Raw genomic sequence first — 22,426 nt, 5'->3', positions numbered from 1 at the left:
TGATGACCACGCATGACGGTCATTCGTTTATGCCGAGGCTCGATCAGTTGATGCGCGGTGATTGCGGCTGGAGTGATCAACAAACACGCCGATTGCGTGCGGGCTCGTCATTCCCGTGCTGTTGCGGCGATCACTGTGATCATGCGCTGGGCGCTTCGCGTAATTTCGATTGTAGTTCTCTGACTTGTTTAGCGATCAGGCCGCAAAGCTCTTAACCAGTCAAAACACGGGGCAGGTGCAGGTGCTCCGCATTCAAATTTCCTTAAGCTAGTACCTCCAACCAAGACTGCGGCATTGCTTGGGGGCTTCATGCGCGTTCGTGCTCTTTTTCTCGTCTGTGTAGCTGCGATGACGATCGTGATCGTCGCTGCCGCAACTGTCTTCGTGATGCAGGGCTGGCGCGGCTATCGCCATGCCGATCAGGCCGAACTGCTCGCCGAGGCGGTCTCGGCGCTGCTGCAGGCGACCGAGCAGGTCTCGATCAGCCGCGGCCCACAGAACGCGCCGCTGGTCGCCGACGAGCGGCCGAGCGCCGCCGCGCTGACGCAGATCGCCAAGGCGCGCGAAGCGGTGACGCAGGCGCTGGCCGCGACGCGCGGCGCCATCGGGGCGGCGAGCTATCCCGAGCGGGACCGCGCGCTCTACTCGCTCGACCGCATCGGGCTTCGCCTCAAGGACATGTATGTGCGGCGCGATCAGGCCTATCAGCAGCCGCGGGCGCAGCGCGATCCGGCGCTGATCCGCGACTACGTCCCGCAGATGCTCGACCTCAGCAACGATCTCGATGCGCTCGCCAACCCGCTCGAACGCAGCGCCGCAGCAGCGCATGACAGCGTCGGCAGCCTGGTCGAGATCGCTCGCTTGGCGTGGGACATGCGTGACGCTGCCGGCCGCCGCGCCAGCTACTTCACCCGCGCGGCCGGCAGCAGTAAGAAGCTGACGATCGCCGACGTCGAGCAGGCGTCGGTGCTGACCGGCGAAATCCGCCATGCTTGGCTCCGACTGCAGGCGGCAGCGTCCGGCTATGGCAGCGCGCAATCGCTCCAGGCCGCTGTGCGCAACGCATCGACCGAGTTCTTCCAGGCAGATCCGCTGATCGCCGACCTCACCGCCAAGGGGCTGAGCACCGGCCAATACGGCATGACGTTTCAGGAAGTGCTGAAGAGCCTGGTCGATCCGGCGCGCTCGGTGACGCCGATCCGCGCCGCCGCGATGACGCTGGCGATCCAGGTCGCCGGGCAGGAGCGCGACGCTTCGCTGCTGCGGCTGGTCGCAGTCTGCATTGGACTGGTTCTCGTGCTGGCGCTGGTGATCGGCGTGGTGATCATGTTCGATCGCCGCGTGGTGCGGCAGCTGGTGGCGATGACCGCCGCGATCTCGCGGCTCGCCGACGGCGACCGCACCGTCGAGGTGCCGGCGCGCGGTCGCAAGGACGAGATCGGGGAGATCGCTGCTGCGCTGGAGACGCTGCGGCTCAACGCGGTCACCGCCGACGCGCTGGAAAGCGAGAGCCGCGCCGAGCGCGAGGCACGCGAGCAGCGGGCGGTGCGGATCGAGCAGCTGACGCTGGCGTTCGACGCGGCCTCGCGCGAGGCGATCGAAGGCGTCGGTGTCGCCGGCAGCGCGGTGCGTGAGGACGCCGAGTTCTGCTCGCGCCTCGCCTCGGGCACGTCGGCGCGCGCCGCCAGCGTCGCGGCCGGCGCCGAGGAGGCGTCGGTCAACGTCGCCACCATTGCGGGCGGCGCCGAGGAGATGAGCGTGGCGATCAAGTCGGTGGCCGAGCGCCTGCAGACTTGCGCCGGCATCGCCAGCGAGGCGGTGCGCGAGGTCGCCGATGCCAATCATCGCATCGACGGGCTGAACGGCGCGGTCGAGAAGATCGGCGCGATCATCAAGTTCATCCAGGGCATCGCAAACCAGACCAACCTGCTGGCGCTCAACGCCACCATCGAGGCGGCGCGCGCCGGCGAGGCCGGCCGTGGCTTCGCGGTTGTGGCGAGCGAGGTGAAGGCGCTGGCGACGCAGACCGCCAAGGCCACCGAGGAAATCGCCGCGCAGATCGCCAGCGTCGAAACCGAAACCAGCGCCGTGGTCGACGTCATCAAGACGATCGCCTCGACGATCGAGCGGGTCGATGCGGTGACGTCGGATATCTCGGCGGCGGTGACGCAGCAGCGCCAGTCCACCGGCGAGATCGCCGAAAACGCGCAGCAGGCTGTACTCGGCACCAAGGACGTCTCGGCGAATGTCGGCTCGGTGTCGTCGGCGATGGCGGAGGCCGAAGCCGCGGCGCTGCGGATGATCGCCAAGGCGGACGACTTGTCGGCGCGCAGCAACGACCTCACCGCACGGATCTCCGAATTCCTCGGCAACGTTCGCGCGGCGTGAGGATCTGCATCTTCAGCGAAGTCGCGGTTCCGCCGCGTCCTCGCATCCCGCTTCGGCATGACTGATTGAACTAAACGAGTCCGGCTCCTGCCTTGCGACGGCCGGACTCGCGTTCTACCCGTTCGTCACCGTCGCTTCGCGCGGCGCGATCTCCTCTGAAAGGAACCCGGATGTCTCTCGATCGGCGCAGGCTTCTGCAACTCTCTTTGGCCGGCGGTGTCGCCGGCGCGCTCGGTCTGAAGGGCCGGCCTGCGGCTGCGCAGCAGGCCGGCGCCGAGAGCGGCGTGAAGTGGATCTTCCTCGGCACGAAGGGCGGGCCGCGCATCGGCGCCGGGCGTTCCAATCCGGCCAACGTGTTGCTGGTCGACGGAGTGCCGTTCGTGATCGACTGCGGTTACGGCGTCGCGCGGCGGCTGGTCGAGGCCAAGGTCGCGCTGCCGAGCCTGCGCTACGTGTTCGTCACCCACATGCACTCCGACCACGTGCTCGAATTCGGCAACATGGTCTATGGCGCGTGGTCGGCCGGCCTCAACCACCCGATCGACGCGTTCGGGCCGGTCGGGCTCGACGGGTTGGCGCAGGCGTTCTGGCAGTCGATGAAGGACGATATCGAGATCCGGATGCCCGACGAGGGCAAGCCCGATCCGCGCAAATTCCTTGTCGTCAAGGAGATCACCGAGTCCGGCCCGGTGATGGCGACCGACAAGGTCAAGGTGACGGCACTGCGCACGCCGCATCCGCCAATCCTCGAGCGCAATTACGCCTACAAGTTCGAGACGCCGAAGGGCGTGATCGTCTATGTCTGCGACTCCGCCTACAATCCGGAGATCGCCAAGTTCGCCGAGGGCGCTGATCTGCTGATCCATGAAGCGCTGTACGTGCCGGGCGTCGACGCGCTGGCGGCGCGGATCAAGAATGCCTCGACGCTCAAGGAGCACCTGATCGCCTCGCACACCACCACCGAAGACCTCGGCAAGCTCGCCGCCGCCGCCAAGGTCAAGAAACTGGTGATGACGCATCTGGTGCCCGGCGACATCGACACCATCAGCGACGAGATGTGGATGCAGGACGTCAAGAAGCACTACACCGGCCCGCTGGTGGTCGCTCGCGACCTGATGGAGATCTCGTTGTAGGGGCGATCGCGCTTGCGGTTTTCAATCGGCGCTGGTTGCAAGTGCCGATCTCGAGCCTGCTGCAAGCGCCGCCTCATGGTGAGGAGGCGCGAAGCGCCGTCTCGAACCATGGGCCACGGGCACGCGTAGCCCCATCCTTCGAGACGCCCGGCTGCGCCGGGCTCCTCAGGATGAGGACAGTGCGTCTTGAAAGTCTGGCTAACGAACGAATTAATCCGCTCGTGATCACGTCTCACTTCTTCTCCAGATACGCCGTCAGCATCTTTCGCGCGTCGGCGCGGCGGGCAGTGCGCCAGTGGGCGGCGCTGAGGTCGGTTTCGAATTCCGACGACAGGGTGTGGGCATTGGCGAGGTGGAACTGGCTGAGTGCCGCGATCATTACATAGAGCCGTAGCGGATCGATGTCGGCGGCGAGCCGGCCTTCGGCGACGCCGCGCGCCAGCAGCCGCTTGGTCATCGTCAGCACCGGTGAGGACATCTCGCGGATCCGCGCCGATTTGCGGATGTGCCGGGCCTTCAACATGTTCTCGCTGCGCAGCAGGCTGACCAGATGGCCGTTGCGCTCGAAATGGCCGTTCATGAAGTCGAACAGCTTGAGGAGTCCCTCGAGCGGATCGAGATGCATCAGGTCGAGCGTCAGCTCTTCGGTGCGAAGCGCGCCGAGCGCGCTTTCCAACGTCGCGACGTAGAGCGCCGACTTGCTGCCGAACTGCTCGTAGATCATCCGGGGGTTGGAACCAGCCTTCTTGACGATGCGGTCGATGCGCGCGCCGGCGTAGCCGTGCGTGGCGAACTCGGCGGTGGCGGCCTTGAGAATCTCGGCGCGGTTCTGCTCGGCGGAGCGGCGCGGCCGGCGCCGCGGCTTGCTGGCGGCGTCGAGATCGGCGATCGGGTCTGTCATGTCGAAGTCCGGTTGTGCAGACGCGCGGCGAGACGGCGCGCCGCGTCGAGCAGCGCGCGGTCCTGGCCGGCGCCGCCAATGATCGAGAGGCCGACGGGGCAGCCGTCGACGGTGGCCACGGGAAGGCTGATCTGCGGCAGGCCGGCATGGCCGGCGATCGACGTCAGCGTCAGCGCGCGCCCGTAGAACGGACCGATCTGCTCGCCGGCGCCGGGCATATCCTTGGGCAGCGCGATGCACGGAGCGGTCGGGATCAGCCAGGCGATGCCGCCGCTCAGCTCCGCGCGCAGCCGGGTGCGGATCGCGTCGCGCAGCGGCTGCCAGCGCGCGACATCGTCCACGGTGATCTCCGCGGTGCCGGCGAAGCGTGGTGCAATCGCCTCGCCGAAGGTCGGCTTCGTCGCGCTGATCCACGGCCCGAGTTCGCGCCAGTTCTCGGCGCCCTGCAGGATGCGATAGGCCTCGAACCAGTCGGCCTCGGCGCCGCCGAACACGTCGATCTCCTGCGTGGCGCCGAGCCTTTGGCAGACCTCGCGCAACGCCGCTGCGACCGGTTCATCCGCGATCGCGAAGGCATCGCGCACGATCACCAGCGTCTCGATCGGTGTGGGTATGGCTTGCGGCAGCAGCACATCGCCGACGCGTGCCAGCATCGCGGCATCGCGCGCAAACCAGCCGATGGTGTCGTAGCTCGGCGCGAACGGCAGCACGCCGTCGAGCGGGATCGCATCATGAGTTGGTCGGATGCCGTGAAGGCCACAGAAGCTCGCCGGCACGCGCACCGAGCCGCCGGTATCGGTGCCGAGCGCGAAGTCGACGAGTCCCGCCGCGACCGCCGAGGCCGAGCCGGACGACGAGCCGCCGGGAATCCGGTCGGGGCACGCGGCATTCAGCGGTGTGCCGTAATGCGCATTGACGCCTTCGAGGCTGAACGCGAGTTCGTCGGTGATGGTCTTGCCGAGCACGCTGGCGCCGGCCGCAAGTAATCGCTCCACCACCGGCGCCGAACGCGGCGCCGGGTCATGCGTGCGCAGCCAGTCCGGGTTGCCGCCGCCGGTGACGGTGCCGGCGACGTCGATCAGGTCCTTGACGGCGAAGCTCAGCTCGTCGAGCGGACCGGACGCGGTCGCGGCGACCTGCAGCAGCGGCCCCGGAATGAACGCGCTGCTGGCGTGATAGGCTTGCATCGCGTGAATGCCGCTTATCCGGCGCGCTTGCCGAGCGCCGAGATGATCGCGCCGGAGTCGGTGACGAAGCCGAAGCACTTCTTCACGTTCCAGATCGACGCCTCGGTGCAGAACTCCGGCGACGACGTCGCGCAGCAGTCTTCCACCAGAATGCAGCCATAGCCGAGGAAGTTGGCATCGGTCAGCGAGTGCATCACGCATTGATCTGTATTGACGCCGGTGAACAGCACCGAGCGGATGCCGAGATTGCGCAGGATGCTGTCGAGCGGCGTGTCCCAGAAGCCGCTAATCCGATACTTGTCGACCTTGATGTCGTGCGCCTCCTGCGGCAGCTCGTCGACCACCGCGGCGGCCCAGGAGTCCTTCTCCAGCACGCGCGCGCCGCTGCCGGGGAGCGGATCGCCGAGCCCTGTGCCGGTGCCCTTCGGCTTGTAGAGATGGATCTGGTTCGGCGGCATGTTGGCGAGATCCGGCCGGTTGCCCCAGTTGACCCAGATCACCGGCACGCCTGCCTGGCGTAGGACGGGCAGCAGCTTCTGCAGCGGCTCGATCGGCTTGCGGTCGGGACGATAGTCGCCGCCGATATGATCGACCCAGCCGCCGGCGGTGCAGAAGTCGTTCTGCATGTCGATCACCACGATCGCGGTGCGGTTGAGATCGACCGTGACGTTCTGCGGCGCGCAGGGGATGGTGATCGCGACCGGCGCGGGCCCCGGCATCGCCATGTCGACGGTGGTGTCGTCGGCCCACCACGCGGTCTGCCGGCCGATGCCGAGCTGACCGCCGCTGATCGGCTGGGCGCGCTGCTCGCTGGTCTTCATCTTGATTCTCCGTTGCGATCGTCATCGTCGGGAGAGGTGCAGACCTCGAGGCGTGCGATGACAAACTGTGCCGATCTTCCTGTTTGCAAGTTCGCTGCCAGCGATGATTTGCGAGCAGTTTCAACGCGGCCTGGCGGAAGCGGCGGCGGGCCTGCTCGCAGATTCGACAAAAGTCGCAGCGGTCGGCTCAAAAAGTAAGCATTTGTTTGTTTCGGGCGGCTACGCCGAGGCAATTATCTAATTAATTCAATTGCCTGACGCGTTGGCATGCCGCTTGCTGCAGGGAGAGCGCCGAAACCAATTCAGCTTCCAAGAGGGCTCTTATGAGGTCACGCCGTTCCGTCCTGAAGGCCGCGCTGCTCACCGGCGCGCTGACATTGTCCGCCACGCTTGCTCACGCCGAGCCGCTCAAGGTCGGCATCCTGATTCCGGGATCGAAGTCCGACAAGGGCTGGATGGAGTCGTCCTACGACGGCCTGATGGCTGCCGAGAAGAAGTACGGCGACAAGATCAAGGTGCAGATGATCGAGAACATCAACTACGCCGATATGGACCAGGCGCTGACCAACCTCGCCAGCAAGAACACGCTGGTGATCGGCGTCGGCGGCCAGACCCAGGCGTCGGTGTACAAGATTGCCAAGCGCTTCCCGAAAGTGCACTTCTCGATCGTTGGCGGCAATGACGGCGAGAGCGCCCCGAATGTCGCCGGCTACGACGTCAAGCAAGCCGAGATCGCCTATGTGGCGGGCGCCGCCGCGGCGATGCTGTCGAAGAACGGCGCCATCAGCTACGTCGGCGGGCTCGAGATCCCGTCGATCGTCAACGCCGGTAAGGAATTCGGCAACGGCGCCAAGTCGATCAATCCGAACATCAAGTACACCGAGAACTACACCGGCGATTTCGACGACGTCGCCAAGGCCAAGGAAGCCACGCTGGCGGCGATCGCGCAGGGCGCCGACATCCACTACCACATCCTCAATCTCGGCCTGCGCGGCATGGAGCAGGCCGCGAAGGAGAAGGGCACCCACATCATCGGCAGCTACACCGATCGCTGCGGAACCGATCCGCTCTACGTCGCCTATTCGATCACCGGCACCGGCTATCAGGTACAGTACGCGATCGACGAAGCTGTGAAGGGTTCGTGGGCGCCGGGCTACAAGGAGTTCGGCCTGAAGATGGGACCGGAAGCCTCCAACATGGTGATCTGCGGAGGCACGCCGGAGCAGAAGGCCAAGCTCGACGCCATCATGAAGGATCTGCTCGCCGGCAAGATCAAGGTGCTGAAGGGCTAGTCATGATCAGCACCTCGCCCGCCGCGGAAGCGTCCGCGCCGCTGCTCAGCCTGTCGCAGGTGACGAAGCGGTTCGGCAGCTTCACCGCATTGTCGGAGGTCTCGCTCGACCTGCGACCGGGCGAGGTGCATTGCATCCTGGGCGAAAACGGCGCCGGCAAATCGACGCTGTGCAACGTGATGTTCGGCGCGCACCGGCCGGACGGCGGCGCGATGAGCTATCGCGGCGCCGCCTATCAGCCGTCCGGGCCGGCCGACGCGCTGGCCCAGGGCATCGCCATGGTGCACCAGCATTTCAGCCTCGTCGGCGACATGAGCGTCGTCGACAACGTGCTGCTCGGCCGCGGCCGCGGCGTGCTCAACCGCAAGGAATGCGCGCGCCAGCTCGCCAAGCTGGCCACCGACTACGGTCTGCCGCTCGATCCCAATGCCAAGATCGACGATCTGTCGGTCGGCGAGCGGCAGCGGGTCGAGATCGTCAAATGCCTGATCCGCGATCCGCAGCTGTTCGTGCTGGATGAACCGACTGCCGTGCTGCTGCCGGACGAGATCGCCGCGCTGCTGCAGGTCTGCCGCCGCGTCGCTGCCAGCGGCCGCGCCGTGGTGCTGGTTACTCACAAGCTCGCCGAGATCAAGGAAGTCGCCGATCGCGTCACCGTGCTGCGCGGCGGCCGCACCGTCGCAACCTCGGACGCGCCGGCGCGTGACATCGATGCGCTGGTGCAGGCGATGATCCATGGCGACGTCGCCGAGCTCGACGGCACCGCCGCCTCGACGCTCGGGCTCGGCAAGGTCGAGCATGTCGGCCATCAGCCGCCGCCACGCAGCAAGGTCGAGGCGCTGCAGATCGACGGGCTGACGGTGAAGGATCGTCAGGGCGTCACCCGGCTCGATAACTTTACGCTCACAGTCGATCGCGGCGAGATCGTCGGCGTCGCCGGCGTCGAGGGCAACGGCCAGAGCGAACTCGCCGCCGTGCTGGCCGGCATGATGGCACCGACCTCCGGGCGCTATTACTTGGGCGAGGCCGATCTGACCGGGCGCTCTCCGAAGGAAATCACCGCCGCCGGAATCGGCATTGTCTCGGAGGATCGCCACGCCGTCGGCTGCGTGCTCGGCATGAGTCTCGCCGAAAACATCTATCTCAACCGGCTTGATGAGTTCACGCGCCTCGGCTTCCTCAACCGCACCGCGCTGCAGCGCGAAGCCACGACGCTGATGCAGCGCTTCGATGTCCGTGCCCGCGGGCCGGGCGCGCCGTTCTCCAGCCTGTCGGGCGGCAATCAGCAGAAGGCGGTGCTGGCGCGCGAGATCACGCTGCCGAACCTGTCGTGCCTGGTCGCGTCGCAGCCGACGCGCGGGCTGGATGTCGGCGCGGTCGCGGCAGTGTACGGCCATATCCGCGAAGCCTGCGGCCGTGGCATCGCGGTGCTGCTGGTGTCGTCCGAACTCGACGAACTGCTCAGCGTCGCCGATCGCATCGCGGTGCTGTATCGCGGCCGGATCATGGGCACCTGCGCGGCCGATCCGGCCCGCAAGGCGGAGATCGGCGCAATGATGGCAGGGCAGGCGCAATGACGGTGCTCGATCAACAGAAACCCGCACCTGCGTCGCTGCGCTTGAAGATGCGGCCGTCGTTGTTAGTTCCGATCGCGGCAGTCGCTTTCGCCGCCGCCGTCGGCCTCGCGCTGATCGCCGCGATCGGCGTGTCGGTGCCGGACGCCATCGAGGCGTTCATCGACGGCACGATCGGCTCGCCCTATGCGCTCGCTGCGTCGCTCAATCGCGCCTGCGTGTTCGCGCTGGTCGGCTTCGGCTTCGTACTGGCCAACCGTGCCAATCTCACCAATGTCGGCGGCGAGGGCCAGATCGCGGTCGGCGGCCTCGCCGCCACTGCTGTGGCGCTGTACGGTCACGTCGCCGATCTGCCGCTCGGCCTCGCCTTCATGCTGCCGATGCTCGCTGCGGTGGTTGCCGGTGCGCTGTGGGGCGCTCTGGCCGCGGTGCTCAAGGTGAAGTCCGGTACCAACGAGGTGATCTCGACGCTGTTGCTGTCGTTCATCGGCGTCTGGCTGCTGTATTGGTGTGTGCAGTCGCCGGCGCTGTTGCGCAAGCCGATGACCAGTTCGGCGACGCTGCCGGAATCGCTGGAGATCCCGGAGGCGACGCAACTGCCGCTGTTGACCGGCGACTACGGCTTTCCGGTGCATATCGGCCTGCCATTGACGCTGCTGATCGCGCTGGTGGTCGGCGTGCTGCTCGCCAAGACCATCTTCGGCGTGCGGCTGCGTGCGGTCGGACTCAACCCGGTCGCGGCGCATCGCGCCGGCATCTCGTATGCGAAGACCGTGATCTTCGCTCTGGCTGGTGCCGGTGCGCTCGGCGGCCTCTCCGGCGCACTGATGCTGCTCGGCGAGCAGCACACGCTGAAAGACGGCTTCTCCTCGGGCTACGGCTTCGACGGGCTGGTCGCCGGGCTGCTGTCGCGCGGCTCGATCCCGGGGGTGATCGCCGCCTCGCTGCTGTTCGGCTTCATGCGCTCCGGCGGCATCAATATGGAAATGGTCGCGGCGGTGCCGACCGCGTTGGTCGTGGTGATCCAAGGCCTGATCGTGATCACGCTCGCCGGCGCGGCGCTGTTCATCGAGAAGTGGGAGCGGCGCGCATGAGCATGGTGAGCAAATGACTTGGGAGCTGTTTGCGGTCTTCCTCGGCTCGTCGATCCGCCTCGCCACGCCGCTGCTGCTGGCCGGCATCGGCGAGATGGTCAGCGAGCGCGCCGGCGTCCTCAACATGAGCATCGAAGGCATGATGCTCATGTCGGCCTTCGCCGCCGCAGTCGGCGCTTGGGCGACCGACGATCCGCTGGTCGGGCTGCTAATCGGCATCATCTCGGTGGTGCCGGTGTCGCTGCTTCAAGCCTTTCTCAGCAACACGCTGCGCGCCAACCAGATCGTCTCCGGCATCGGCATCAACATCCTGGTGCTCGGCGCCACCACGCTGGCCTATCGCGAGATCTTCGGCGCACGCTCGCGCGCCGAAATCCCCGGCCTCGCCAAGATCAAGCCGCCGCTGCTCGGCGACATTCCGATCATCGGCCCCGCGGTGTTCGAGCAGGTCTGGCTGCTGTACGCCGGCATCGCCATCATCATCATCACCGCGCTGGTGCTGCGTTTCACCTCGCTCGGGCTCGCGATCCACGCCGCAGGTGCCGAGCCGAAGGCGGTCGATAAATCCGGCCTGTCGGTGACGGCGGTGCGTTACGGCGTGGTGGTGTTCGCCGGCTTCATGGCGTCGCTGGCCGGCGCCTTTCTGTCGATCGGCGACATCCACACCTTCACGGAGGGCATGACGCGCGGCGCCGGCTATCTGGCGATCGCCTCGGTGATCTTCGGCAAATGGCGGATCGGCGGCATTACGCTGGCGTGCCTGTTGTTCGGCGCCGCGACGGCGCTGCAATTCCAGCTCCCCGCGCTCGGCGTCAATGTGCCGAACGCGCTGCTGATCATGCTGCCCTATCTGCTGGCGCTGCTCGCCGTCGGAGGTCTGGTCGGCCGCCAGATGGCGCCGGCGACGCTGGGCGAGCCGTATCGGCGCTGAGCTAGCGCTGGCGAAAACCTCGGTCTCAGCCGACCGAGAAATGCAGGCGGCCGATGTCGGTGCGGTAATAGGCCCGGTAGTACTCGACGGGCTCCTTGTGGGTGGCGAAGCCGATCGACTCGATTGCGATCAGCGGCGTGTTCTCAGGCACGCCGAGCAGGTGCGCCTGTTCGGCATTGGCGTTGACGGCGGCCAGCCAGCGTTCGGCGCGGCGCATCTTGAGGCCGAATTTGCGAAACAGCGTCTCGTACAGCGAGCGGTTCTCGAGCTGGACACGTTCGAGGCCGGGAGCTATCGCCGCCACCACGTTGGTGTAGACGATGATGCGCGGCGTGCCGTCGACGCTCATCACACGGTCGAGGCCGATCACGGTGCGGTCGGTCGTTAGACGCAGCAGATGCGCAGCGCGATCCGAAGCCTGTTCGAGTTCCTGCCGCAGGATTCGGCGCGACACCGGACGGTTGCGCTCGCGCCACTCGCCGCTGAAGCCGATGTTGGAATCGAGGAAGTCCTGATCCTCGCGGCGGCTGGCGACGAATGCGCCCTTGCCCTGCAGCTTGTAGATCACCCGCTCGAACACGAGCTGGTTCAGCGCCTCACGGACCACGGTCCGCGACACGTTGAATTGCGCACATAGCTCGGCCTCCGAAGGCAGCCGCGCGTGCTCGACCAGCGGCGTGTTTGCGATCATGTCGAGTACGGCGGTCTTGACCTGCGACCACAGTGGAGCCGATGCGTTGCGGTCGGCCGCGGCGTAGTGAACGTCGCGGAGCATATCTCCGCCGGAGTAATTCTCGCTCAAGGTCAGGTCCTCTTCACCGTGTGTCGTTGAGCCAAAATCTGTTTCGTCGTCGTGATTTCCTGCGCATTGCGAGCCTCGCTCCAACCCAGCGCGCCGGCCACCACGCCGGCGATTTCTTCGATGACCGGCGGCGAGGCATCGCCCAGCAGGGCGATCGGCGTGCGCCGCAGCAGCACGTCGTCCAGTCGCGTCACGCGCTCATGGGTCGCGATAAAGGCGATTTCCTGTTTCGCGTAGTGGGCGAGGCTTTGCAGCATGGTCTCTCCGCCGGATCCGAGCGACGCCAGATAGGCCGACGCGTTGACGCCGTAGCGATCGAACAGCCCGGCGATGCGGTCCTCCGAGAGGCCGGTGGCCCGCGCGGTTTCCTGCATCCTGCGTTGCCGGTCGGCCTCGCTGGCCGGCCAGCCGTCGCCGCCGCCGATCGCGACATTAGCGGTGTCGGCGCGACGTGTCTTCCCCAGCCGTTCCAGCGCCGCGTCGGCGATCTGCTCGGCGCAAGCCCGATAGGTGGTCCACTTGCCGCCGACCAGCGACAGCACCGGGAATGGCCGCTGCGGGCTCGGCTCGAACTCGCGCAGCTCGTGATCGCGGCTGATCGCGCCTGCGACCGCACCCTCGGTGAGCGGCAGCGGACGCACGCCCGCATAGGCGAACACGATCTGGTCATCGCTGACGTGCACGCCCGGCAGCACATCCTCGAGCGTGCGGTACAGGTAGTCGACCTCGGCCTGGGTGCAGACCGGATCGTCGGGCTGGTCGGTCTGGATATCGGTGGTGCCGAGCAATACGTGCCGGTCGTCCAGCGCGTACACCAGGCAGATACGGAAATCGGGAGTCTCGTAGTACAGCATGATATCGCCGAGCTGGCGGGCGAGTTCGGGATTGCGCAGCACCAGATGCGAGCCCTTGGTGCCGCCGATCAGCTTGGCGTCGATCGCCAGCCGCGCATCGACCCGGTCGAGCCAGGCGCCGCTGCAATTGACCACCACGCGCGGGCGCACCTCGAACGTGCGGCCGCCGATCACGTCGCGAAGCTGCACTGCGCCGTTGGCGGTGCCGGTGACTTCGACGTAAGGCAGCGCCAGCGCGGCCGGGCAATCCTGCTCGGAATCGTCGATCAGTTCGAGACCGAGCCGCTCCGGCATCGTGACCTTGGCATCGTAGTACTCGGCGACGGTGTGAACCTCGCGCGCCAGTCCCGGCAGCGTCGTGGTGCGCTCGCGCGCACCGATGAAGCGGTGGCGCGGCATCGTTTCGAATGTCCGGCCCAGGATGTCGTAGAGCAGCAGGCCGATCTTCACGACCAGCGCACCCTTGGTGCCGGGATTGCGCTTCAACCGGAGTGCCCGCCCGACCGCACCGATCGCGCCGCCGAACCAGCTTCGGACCGGGACCCAGATCCGCAACGGTTTGACGACGTGCGGTGCATTCAACAACAGCCGGTTGCGTTCGATCAGGGACTCACGGACGAGCGAGAGCTCGCCGGTTTCGAGATAGCGCAGCCCACCATGGATCAGCCGCGACGGCGCTGCGCTGGTTCCGGAGCAAAAGTCGCCGCGCTCGACCAGCAAGGCCGCGACGCCCTGCTGCGCGAGGTCGCGAAAGGTGCCGATGCCGTTGATCCCGCCGCCGATGATCAGCACCTCGGGCGTTTGATTGGATGTTGCCCGCCCGAGCGCGACGTCGCGCGTTTGCATAAAGGTCCTCCCTAGGTGCGTTTCGGTACATCTAAGGTGGGCAAACTTATAATTACAAGTTCGATTCCCTTGCATCTTGTATTTCGCTCTGCAGCACGAAGTCATGCTGCACTGCGTAGTAATTGGTAATTAGATACAATTATTCAGATACAAGTTTCCAAAAATGGGGCGGTTGACAGGTAATACCTGCCATGACTTCCTTACATATAATTACAAGATCGGATCTCCAAAGAGAGATCTCCAGGGAGGAACGCGATGCGCGAGCGCATCATCGGCATCGACGCCGGCGGTACCATGACCAAGGCTGCGCTATTCGATGCCGCTGGCCATGAGCTGGCTTGCGAGCGGCAGCCGAACCGCATGCTGTTTCCCAAGCCGGGCCATACCGAGCGCGACGTGGAGGTGATGTGGGGTGCCGCCGCCAAAGCAGTGCAGGCACTCCTCGATAACTCCGGGACTGATCCCTCCGACATCGCGGCGATCTCGGTCACCGGTTACGGCAGCGGGATCTATCTGGTCGGTCAGGATGGTCATGCGGTCCGCCCCGGTGTGGTCTCGACCGACAGTCGTGCTACCGCGATCGTCGACGATTGGCGTGTCGACGGCCGCGCCGCCCGCAACGAGCAGCGCATTCAGCAGCGGATCTGGCCGGGGCAGGCGATCACCCTGATGGCCTGGCTGCAGGCGAACGAGCCCGAGGTGGTCGACAGAACGACGTCGGTGCTGATGTGCAAGGACTTCCTGCGCTCGCGGCTGTGCGGTGACATCTCGACCGATCCGACCGACGCCGGCATTGCAGGCTTCATCGACGTCAATACGTCGGACTACGCTGAGGAGATGCTCGACGATCTTGGGTTGTCCAAGTGGCGCTCGAAGCTGCCGCCGATTCGGCCGTCGATCGATGTCGCAGGCAAGATTTCGTCCGATGCAGCGACGCTGACCGGTCTTCGCGAAGGCACACCCGTGGTGCGCGGCGTCGTCGATGTGGCGGGGTCGTCGCTTGCATCCGGTGTCACCCGGCCCGATCAGCTCAGCATGGTGGCTGGCACCTTCAGTATCAACTCGACGCTGCACTCTTCGCCGCGGCTCAGCGTGATGCCGTTCCTGCAGATGCCGTATCCGATCGACGGCTGGATGCTCGCGACCGAAGGCTCGGCGACGTCGGCGTCGAATTTCGAATGGTTCTGCCGCAACGTGCTGGACGGCGAGGCGGCGCGCGCCGTCGCCAACGGCAGCTCGATCTACGACGTCTGCAACGATCTGGTCGGTAGCGCCCTGCAGCGTGACAATCACATCCTGTTTCTGCCGTTCCTGTTCGGCAGTCCCGACGGTGCGCCTGCTGGACTGATCGGCATGCAGGCGTCGAACGACCTCGGCGACGTCATCCGCGCGATCTTCGAGGGCGTCGCCTTCGCGCACCGGTCCGACATCGAGCGGCTGCTGTCCGGCTCCGACGCGGCGCGGCCCGAAAGTATTCGTCTCGCCGGTGGCGCGTCGCGGAGCAGGATCTGGGGGCAGTTGTTCGCCAACGCGCTCGGTCTACCGATCGAAGTCACCGATGGCTCGGAGCTCGGCGCACGCGGCGGCGCGATCGCCGCGACAGTGGCGATCGGCCTGCACGCCAGCGTGCCGGAAGCCGTCGACCAAATGGTGCGCGTGGTCGACCGGTTCGAGCCGGACCCGGAGCGCCACGCCTTCTACGACCGCAAGTTCACCCAGTTCCGACGCGCCGTCAGCGCGCTCGGTGCGATCAACGCGCACGACTGACGCGTCCGTTCGAATCCCAAGACGTCAAGACAAGGAGAGTTTTAATGGCCCATATCGGCGATCTGCTCGCGGAGATGCTGCAGCAGCTCGAGGTCGAGTTCGTATTCGGGATGCCGGGGGGCCAGACGGCAGCTCTGCACGACGGAATCGCGCGACGTTCGCCTGCGATCCGGCACATCCTCGTTCGCGACGAACGCAGCGCCGGCTATGCGGCCGATGCCTATGCGCGACTGACCGGCAAGCCCGGCGTCTGCGACGTCACCGTCGGTCCGGGTGCTACCAAGTTGCCGGACGGTCTGGTCGAGGCGCTGAACGCCTCGATCCCGATGGTGGCGATCGTCGGCGAATTGCCGCTCGCCTGGACGTCGCTGCGCTCCAAGGGCGTCGCGTCGCAAGGGTTCGATCAGGTCGCATTCTTCCAGCCGATCACCAAGGCGACCTTCATGGTGCCGAGCGTCGCGGCGCTCCCGGATCTGGTACGCAGCGCTTTCCGCATCGCGACTTCGCCGCGTCCCGGCCCGGTGGTGCTGATCATTCCACATGACGTGATGGACGCCGAGTGGGACGAGTCCGCCATCAAGGTGGTGGTCGACGAGCGCACGATCCGCGCGCCGTCGATCCGCTACGCGCCGTCGCATCACGACATCGCGCAGGCCGCGCGGCTGATCAACGCCGCGAAGCGGCCCGCGATCGTGGCCGGCGGCGGCGTGCATGGTTCGGACGCGGCGGAACTGCTGACCCAGATCACCGATCGGGTGCAGCCGCTGGTCGTGACCAGCCTGTCCGGCAAAGGCGCGGTGCCGGAGACGCGGGCCTATGCGGCCGGCGTGCTCAACCCGCTCGGCTCCGCGGCGGCGATCGAACTGATCAAGGAGGCCGACCTGATCGTGTGGTGCGGCTCGAAGGCGAGCCAGAACACTGCGATCAACTGGACGCTGCCGCGCCCGGGCCAGGCCACCATCACCATCGACTCCGACCCGCTCGAACATGGCCGCACCTTCCGGCCGAGCGTGCCGCTGTGCGGCGACGTCAAGCTGACGCTGGAAATGCTCGATGGGCTGATCACCGCGAAGCCGCGCCAGGAATGGCTCGACCACATCGCGCAGGTAAAGGCGCAATACGACGCCGCGAACGCCGGCGAGGCGGCCTCGTCGGCGGTGCCGATCCATCCGGCGCGGGTGATGCGCGCGCTGGCGCAGAAGCTGGCGCCGCAGGACGTGGTGATTTCGGACGCGAGCTGGGCGGCTGGCTGGATCGGCGTGCACATCCCGGCGACGCAGGCCGGCCGCAACTTCCTCTATGCGCGCGGCCAGGGTGGCCTTGGCTATTCGATCCCGGCGGCGATCGGCGCCGGCGCGCTGCTCGCCAAGAATGGCGGCCGCGTCGTCACCGTGGCGGGCGACGGCGGGCATTCGTTCGCGATCGGCGAATTGGCGACGCATGCACAGAACCGCATGAAGATCGTCAATGTCGTGCTGAACAACGGCATCCTCGGCTGGCTGCAGATGTGGGAGGAATTCTACTTCACCAATCTGCGCCAGTCGGTCGATCTGTCGTTCGACGGCAAGCCGAACTACGCGGCGGCCGCAGAAGCGCTCGGCCTGACCGGCATCCGCGTCAAGACGCCCGACGAGATCGAAGATGCGATCGACCGCGCCTTCGCGTGCGACGGCCCCGTCGTGCTCGAAGTGCTGATCGATCCGCGCGCGACGCCGATCCATGGCTTCCGCCGCCGGCTCAGCCAGCCCGGCAAGGTGCAGCCGCGCCCTGGTACGGTTTACGAGCTGCGCGACTGGACCCGCTCGCCCGACGGCGTCGCCGGCTGAGCCCCCGATACGCGAGGAGCGCTCCGTGCCGATCGAACTGCAGAATGTGAGCTACCGCGTCGGCGGCGCGGACCATGTCAGCAAGGTCTCGCTGACATTCGGGGAGGGGACCGTGAACGTGCTGCTCGGTCCCACCCTCGCAGGCAAGACCTCGCTGATGCGGCTGCTCGCCGGGCTAGAGCAGCCGACCGAGGGACGCGTCCTCGTCAACGGACGCGACGTCACCGGTCAGTCGGTGCGTCGCCGCAGCGTCGCGATGGTGTATCAGCAGTTCATCAACTATCCGGCGTTCAGCGTCTATGACAATATCGCGGCGCCGCTGCGGACGAAGGGTCTTAAGAAGCCCGAGATCGACCGCCGCGTCACCGAGGCCGCCAAGCTGCTCAAGCTCGACGCGGTGCTGCAGAAGACCCCGCTGCAACTGTCCGGTGGCCAGCAACAACGCACCGCGATCGCGCGCGCCATCGTCAAGGATGCCGAGCTGGTCCTGCTCGACGAGCCGCTGGCCAACCTCGACTACAAGCTGCGCGAAGAGCTACGCGTCGAACTGCCGAAGATCTTCGAGAAGACCGGGTCGATCTTCGTCTATGCGACGACCGAACCGAGCGAGGCGCTGCTGCTCGGCGGTCGCACTGCCACGCTGCACGAGGGGCGCGTGACGCAGTTTGCCGAGACCATGGACGTCTACCGCCGTCCGCTCGATCGCATCACTGCGCAGACGATGTCTGATCCGCCGATGAATTTCGCCACGATGTATGTGGCTGACAGCGGCCGCGTCGGGCTCCGGATCGCGACCGAGCCGAACGGCGGCGCCGCCGCCGAGCTGGTGCCGTTCGAGGCGCCGGCCGAGTTCGCCAAACTGGCGCCGGGCCGCTACATTGCGGGCTTCCGCGCGCATCATGTGAGTCTGAAGCCGACCTCAGCGGCATCGATCCCGGTGTTCGGAGAAGTCGCCGTCTCCGAGCTGTCCGGCTCGGACAGCTTCCTGCACATCGACACCGATGGCGGCGAGCGCTGGATCGCTTTGCTGGCCGGCATCCACGAGCATGTGCCGGGCGATCGCATCTCCATTCATCTCGATCCCGCGCGCTTCTACGTGTTCGACGCGGACGACAGGCTGGTCGCGTCTCCCGTGAGCAAGGCCGCCGTAAGTGCCGGGTGGAACTGACGATGGCGTGTATCGAGCTCGAAAATCTCGCCCACAGCTATCTCGTCAACCCGACCCAGCCGTGGCAGTGGGCGCTGAAGAAGATGAACATGACGTGGCGCCAGGGCGGCGCTTACGCGTTGCTCGGGCCCAGCGGATGCGGCAAGACGACGTTGCTCAACGTCATCTCCGGGCTGGTGAAGCCGTCGCACGGCCGCATTTTGTTTGACGGCCGCGACGTCTCCCAGGTCTCGACCGAAGAGCGCAACATCGCCCAGGTGTTCCAGTTTCCGGTGATCTACGACACCATGACGGTGGCGGAGAATCTCGCTTTCCCGCTGCGCAATCGCGGCGTCGGCAAGGGTGAGACCGCAGCGCGGGTCAAGCAGGTGGCGCACATGCTCGGCCTCGAGCCGCTGATGAGCCGGCGCGCCAAGGGACTGACGGCGGATCTCAAGCAAAAGGTGTCGCTTGGGCGCGGCCTGGTGCGCGCCGACGTCGAGGCGATCCTGTTCGACGAGCCGCTGACGGTGATCGACCCGCATCTGAAGTGGCTGCTGCGCGCGCAGATCCGCCGGGTCCACGCCGAGACCGATGTGACGATGATCTACGTCACCCATGACCAGACCGAGGCGCTGACTTTCGCCGACCAGGTGGTGGTGATGTATCAGGGCGAAGTCGTGCAGGTCGGCACGCCACAGCAATTGTTCGACGAGCCGGCCCACACCTTCGTCGGCTACTTCATCGGCTCCCCTGGCATGAACGTGCTGCCGGCCCGGATCGACGGCGATCGCGCCCATGTCGGCAGCCACGTCGTCACGCTCCGCAGCGGATTGCCGCAGACCGCGCCGGCCGGCGACTACGAGATCGGCATTCGCCCGGAGCATCTGCGCCTGACGCGCGGCGGCGCCGGTCTGCCGGTGCGGGTCCGCCGGTTCGACGATATCGGTCGGGTCAAGATCGTGCATTGCGACCTCGACGGCCTGCCGATCTCGGCGGTGATCGACGAGGACGAAGGCGTTCCGGCCGACAGCGCCGTGCTGGTGCCGGATCCCACCCGCATTCACGTTTATTACCAGAGCTGCAAGGTGGCATGACCATGGGCAAACCATCCGACAACCGCGCCTGGTTTCTCGTCCTGCCGATGTTCTGCCTGGTGGCGTTCAACGCGCTGCTGCCGCTGATGACGGTGGTGAACTATTCGGTGCAGGATACGTTCGGCAACAATCAGTTCTTCTGGAACGGCCTGCAATGGTACGTCGAACTGCTTAATCCGAGCACCGAGCTCGGCGGCCGCTTCTACGGTGCGCTCGGCCGCAGCCTCGGCTTTTCACTGATTATTCTCGCGATCGAAGTGCCGCTCGGCATGATGGTGGCGCTCGCGATGCCGAAGCGCGGTTTCAAGCTGGCACTCTGCCTGGTGATGATGGCGGTGCCGCTGCTGCTGCCGTGGAACGTCGTCGGGGTGATCTGGCAGCTCTACGCTCGTGACAATATCGGCCTGTTCGGCTGGACCGTCAACGCGATCGGCATTCCGTTCAATTACACCAACAGCGCCGTGGATTCCTGGGTCGTCGTCGTGCTGATGGACGTCTGGCACTGGACCAGCCTGATCGCGCTCTTGTGCTACGCCGGGCTGCGGGCGATCCCGGACGCCTATTATCAGGCCGCCCGGATCGATGGCGCATCGCGCTGGCTGGTGTTTCGCAAGATCGAGCTGCCGAAGCTGCAGCGTGTCCTGACGATCGGCATCCTGCTGCGCTTCATGGATAGCTTCATGATCTACACCGAGCCGTTCATCGTCACTGGCGGTGGGCCCGGCAATTACACGACGTTCCTGTCGATCGATCTCGTCAAGATCGCGCTCGGGCAGTTCGATCTCGGCAAGGCCGGCGCGATGTCGATCGTCTACACGCTGATCACGCTGATCGTATGCTGGATCTTCTACACCGTCATCACCACCCGAGACAGCGCGGAGAGCGCCACATGATCGCCCGGCGGCTGACACTGTTCCTCTATCTCCTGTTCCTGATGCTGCCGCTGTATTGGCTGGTCAATCTCAGCTTCAAGAACACTTTCGAGATCACCACCACGATGACGCTGCTGCCGCTGCAGCCGACGCTGCGCAACTACGCCTATATCTTCAATAATCCGGACTGGTCGGGCGGCTTGCTGTTTTCGATCGGCTATGTGGCGCTCAATACGCTGATCTCACTCGCGGTGGCGCTGCCGGCCGCCTATGCGTTCTCGCGCTACCGCTTTCTCGGCGACAAGCACCTGTTCTTCTGGCTGCTGTCGAATCGTATGGCGCCGGCTGCGATCTTTGCGCTGCCGTATTTCAACCTGTATTCGGCCGTGGGCCTGTTCGACTCGATCTGGGCGGTGGCGCTGGCGCACTGCATCTTCAACGTGCCGCTGGCGGTGTGGATTCTCGAAGGCTTCATGTCGGGCGTGCCGCGCGAGATCGACGAGACGGCGTTCCTCGACGGCTATTCGCTGCCGTCCTTCTTCGTCCGCGTCTTCGTCCCGCTGATCGCCAGCGGCATCGGTGTCGCGGCGTTCTTCTGCTTCATGTTCTCGTGGGTCGAGTTGTTGTTGGCGCGAACGCTGACCAACAACCGGGCGATCTCCGCGATCATGACACAGGCGGTGTCGGCGACCGGCATCGACTGGGGGCTGCTCGCTGCCGCCGGCGTGCTGACGAGTATCCCGGGTGTGCTGGTGATCTGGTTCGTCCGCAATCACATCGCCAGCGGCTTCGCGCTGGGCCGGGTGTAGGGGAGCAGGCTGATGATGCGCCCACGTTTGTCCCGTCTTTGCGAGGAGCCATCGCATCGGCGCTTCGCGCCGTCCGAGCGCAGGCTCCGCGACGAAGCAACCTGGCTCCATGCACGGGCCTCTGGACTACTTCACTTCGCTCGCAATGACGGAGAGGCCCTCTTCGCCCGGTACGATCGAAGGGGAGAACTCTGATCATGGACTCCTTCGCATGGATGGCGTGGACATGGCCGACGGCGGCATTCTTTGTCGCGCTGGGTTGCACGCTTGCGGTGATGACCTGGCTCGCGGCCGCTTATCCCGAGACCGAGCGCGTCGGCGTGCTGCATATTCCGACGACGCGCGGGGATCGGCTGTTCATTTCGCTAGTGCTCGCGGCGGTGATTCATCTGGTCTGTATCGGCGTCGTCGGCACCGAGCCGCTGTTCAGCGTGCCGGTCGGCGACGAGAGTTTCGATGTTTCGCGTCTTTGGCTGGCAAGTGGAATTTCGCTCGTCATGGCCGTAGCGGTGTTCCGCAAGGTCTGAGTGGCGAATGGGAAAGGCACCGGGAAAACCCGGGCCTGGGGTCGCTAACGGAGGAAATCGAACATGCGCAATTTCGGATATCGAACTTTACGGGGCCGTGCGCGGCTGATGACGATGGCGAGTGCTGCGGCGCTGGTCGCGGCTTCGATGACGCTGGCGGCGCCGGCGTGGTCGGCCGACGACGCCGTGCTGAAGAAGTGGATCGACGAAGAATTCCAGCCCTCGACGCTGTCGAAGGAAGATCAGCTCAAGGAACTGCAGTGGTACGCCAAAGCGGCCGAGCCGTTCAAGGGCATGGAGATCAACGTCGTCTCCGAGACGCTCACCACCCACGAATACGAATCCAAGACCCTGGCCAAGGCGTTCAGCGAGATCACCGGCATCAAGCTGAAGCACGATTTGATCCAGGAAGGCGATGTCGTCGAGAAGCTGCAGACCCAGATGCAGTCCGGCAAGAACGTCTATGACGGCTGGATCAACGATAGCGACCTGATCGGCACGCACTTCCGCTACAACCAGACCATCGCGCTGTCGGACTACATGAAGGGCGAGGGCAAG

General features: G+C 65.8%; 19 protein-coding genes and 1 pseudogene. 15 read left to right on the top strand and 5 right to left on the bottom strand.

All coding sequences use genetic code 11. From position 1 onward, the window contains the following. Positions 1 to 348: 348 nt before the first annotated feature. Both ACOJTD_RS02525 and ACOJTD_RS02520 read left to right on the top strand, forming a co-directional pair. Positions 349 to 2,388 (top strand): methyl-accepting chemotaxis protein, encoded by a 2,040-nt coding sequence (locus tag ACOJTD_RS02525; protein WP_420131368.1) that lies wholly within the window; start codon positions 349 to 351, stop codon positions 2,386 to 2,388. A gap of 170 nt (positions 2,389 to 2,558) precedes the next feature. Beyond that, positions 2,559 to 3,521 carry an MBL fold metallo-hydrolase gene (locus ACOJTD_RS02520; RefSeq protein WP_420131367.1) on the top strand — a complete coding sequence of 321 codons (963 nt, stop codon included), beginning with the start codon at positions 2,559 to 2,561 and terminating at the stop codon, positions 3,519 to 3,521. A gap of 232 nt (positions 3,522 to 3,753) precedes the next feature. Here the strand turns inward: ACOJTD_RS02520 and ACOJTD_RS02515 are convergent, their stop codons facing one another. Genes ACOJTD_RS02515 through ACOJTD_RS02505 form a run of 3 tightly spaced genes read right to left on the bottom strand, consistent with a single transcriptional unit; the run spans position 3,754 to position 6,430 of the window. Beyond that, positions 3,754 to 4,422 (bottom strand): TetR/AcrR family transcriptional regulator, encoded by a 669-nt coding sequence (locus ACOJTD_RS02515; protein WP_420131366.1) that lies wholly within the window; start codon positions 4,420 to 4,422, stop codon positions 3,754 to 3,756. Continuing rightward, entirely contained in the window at positions 4,419 to 5,609 is a 1,191-nt protein-coding gene (locus ACOJTD_RS02510) for an amidase (protein ID WP_420131365.1), read from the bottom strand. Before ACOJTD_RS02510 ends, ACOJTD_RS02515 begins: the two co-directional genes overlap by 4 nt. A 14-nt stretch (positions 5,610 to 5,623) precedes the next feature. After that, a complete protein-coding gene (locus ACOJTD_RS02505; protein ID WP_420131364.1) occupies positions 5,624 to 6,430 on the bottom strand; it encodes a cysteine hydrolase in 807 nt (268 codons plus the stop codon). A 67-nt stretch (positions 6,431 to 6,497) separates the two neighbouring features. Between ACOJTD_RS02505 and ACOJTD_RS02500 the strand changes: the two genes are divergently transcribed. The 5 genes from ACOJTD_RS02500 to ACOJTD_RS02480 all read left to right on the top strand — a co-directional run bounded on the left by ACOJTD_RS02500 (position 6,498) and on the right by ACOJTD_RS02480 (position 11,321). Further along, positions 6,498 to 6,671 carry a hypothetical protein gene (locus ACOJTD_RS02500; RefSeq protein ID WP_420131363.1) on the top strand — a complete coding sequence of 58 codons (174 nt, stop codon included), beginning with the start codon at positions 6,498 to 6,500 and terminating at the stop codon, positions 6,669 to 6,671. Positions 6,672 to 6,753: 82 nt separating this feature from the next. After that, positions 6,754 to 7,722 (top strand): BMP family protein, encoded by a 969-nt coding sequence (locus ACOJTD_RS02495; protein ID WP_420131362.1) that lies wholly within the window; start codon positions 6,754 to 6,756, stop codon positions 7,720 to 7,722. Positions 7,723 to 7,724: 2 nt separating this feature from the next. Beyond that, positions 7,725 to 9,299: an ABC transporter ATP-binding protein gene (locus ACOJTD_RS02490; RefSeq protein WP_420131361.1), complete on the top strand. Its 1,575-nt coding sequence runs from the start codon at positions 7,725 to 7,727 to the stop codon at positions 9,297 to 9,299. After that, positions 9,296 to 10,390 carry an ABC transporter permease gene (locus tag ACOJTD_RS02485; protein WP_420131360.1) on the top strand — a complete coding sequence of 365 codons (1,095 nt, stop codon included), beginning with the start codon at positions 9,296 to 9,298 and terminating at the stop codon, positions 10,388 to 10,390. The genes ACOJTD_RS02490 and ACOJTD_RS02485 overlap by 4 nt, the downstream gene beginning before the upstream one ends. Positions 10,391 to 10,403: 13 nt before the next feature. Beyond that, positions 10,404 to 11,321 (top strand): ABC transporter permease, encoded by a 918-nt coding sequence (locus tag ACOJTD_RS02480; RefSeq protein ID WP_420131359.1) that lies wholly within the window; start codon positions 10,404 to 10,406, stop codon positions 11,319 to 11,321. Between the two features lie 25 nt (positions 11,322 to 11,346). On the opposite strand, the gene ACOJTD_RS02475 is transcribed toward ACOJTD_RS02480, so the two are convergent. Together ACOJTD_RS02475 and ACOJTD_RS02470 are read right to left on the bottom strand one after the other, a co-directional pair. Next, positions 11,347 to 12,123: a GntR family transcriptional regulator gene (locus tag ACOJTD_RS02475; RefSeq protein WP_420131358.1), complete on the bottom strand. Its 777-nt coding sequence runs from the start codon at positions 12,121 to 12,123 to the stop codon at positions 11,347 to 11,349. Positions 12,124 to 12,125: 2 nt separating this feature from the next. Next, a complete protein-coding gene (locus tag ACOJTD_RS02470; protein ID WP_420131357.1) occupies positions 12,126 to 13,823 on the bottom strand; it encodes a glycerol-3-phosphate dehydrogenase/oxidase in 1,698 nt (565 codons plus the stop codon). A gap of 255 nt (positions 13,824 to 14,078) precedes the next feature. Here ACOJTD_RS02470 and ACOJTD_RS02465 point away from each other — a divergent pair, with 255 nt between their 5' ends. From ACOJTD_RS02465 to ACOJTD_RS02430, 8 genes and pseudogenes are all read left to right on the top strand, one after another. Next, on the top strand, positions 14,079 to 15,590 hold the full coding sequence (locus ACOJTD_RS02465) for an FGGY-family carbohydrate kinase (protein WP_420131356.1): 1,512 nt from the start codon (positions 14,079 to 14,081) through the stop codon (positions 15,588 to 15,590). Between the two features lie 44 nt (positions 15,591 to 15,634). Further along, positions 15,635 to 17,416, top strand: coding sequence for a thiamine pyrophosphate-binding protein (locus ACOJTD_RS02460; protein ID WP_420131355.1), 1,782 nt, complete (start codon positions 15,635 to 15,637; stop codon positions 17,414 to 17,416). Between the two features lie 25 nt (positions 17,417 to 17,441). Continuing rightward, a complete protein-coding gene (locus ACOJTD_RS02455; protein ID WP_420131354.1) occupies positions 17,442 to 18,584 on the top strand; it encodes an ABC transporter ATP-binding protein in 1,143 nt (380 codons plus the stop codon). A gap of 2 nt (positions 18,585 to 18,586) precedes the next feature. Further along, on the top strand, positions 18,587 to 19,660 hold the full coding sequence (locus ACOJTD_RS02450) for an ABC transporter ATP-binding protein (RefSeq protein ID WP_420131353.1): 1,074 nt from the start codon (positions 18,587 to 18,589) through the stop codon (positions 19,658 to 19,660). A gap of 2 nt (positions 19,661 to 19,662) precedes the next feature. Then, positions 19,663 to 20,553: a carbohydrate ABC transporter permease gene (locus ACOJTD_RS02445; protein ID WP_420131352.1), complete on the top strand. Its 891-nt coding sequence runs from the start codon at positions 19,663 to 19,665 to the stop codon at positions 20,551 to 20,553. Continuing rightward, complete coding sequence (locus ACOJTD_RS02440) at positions 20,550 to 21,341, top strand: carbohydrate ABC transporter permease (RefSeq protein WP_420131351.1); 792 nt, start codon at positions 20,550 to 20,552, stop codon at positions 21,339 to 21,341. The genes ACOJTD_RS02445 and ACOJTD_RS02440 overlap by 4 nt, the downstream gene beginning before the upstream one ends. 197 nt (positions 21,342 to 21,538) lie before the next feature. Continuing rightward, positions 21,539 to 21,868 carry a DUF2160 domain-containing protein gene (locus tag ACOJTD_RS02435; RefSeq protein WP_420131350.1) on the top strand — a complete coding sequence of 110 codons (330 nt, stop codon included), beginning with the start codon at positions 21,539 to 21,541 and terminating at the stop codon, positions 21,866 to 21,868. 114 nt (positions 21,869 to 21,982) lie between these two features. Then, positions 21,983 to 22,426: pseudogene (locus ACOJTD_RS02430) on the top strand (carbohydrate ABC transporter substrate-binding protein); the annotation flags it as partial.

Source organism: Rhodopseudomonas sp., from assembly GCF_048594845.1.
Taxonomy (GTDB): Bacteria; Pseudomonadota; Alphaproteobacteria; order Rhizobiales; family Xanthobacteraceae; genus Rhodopseudomonas.
The sequence above is the reverse complement of the archived record's forward strand: the minus strand, read 5'-3'. Positions and strand labels throughout refer to the sequence as shown.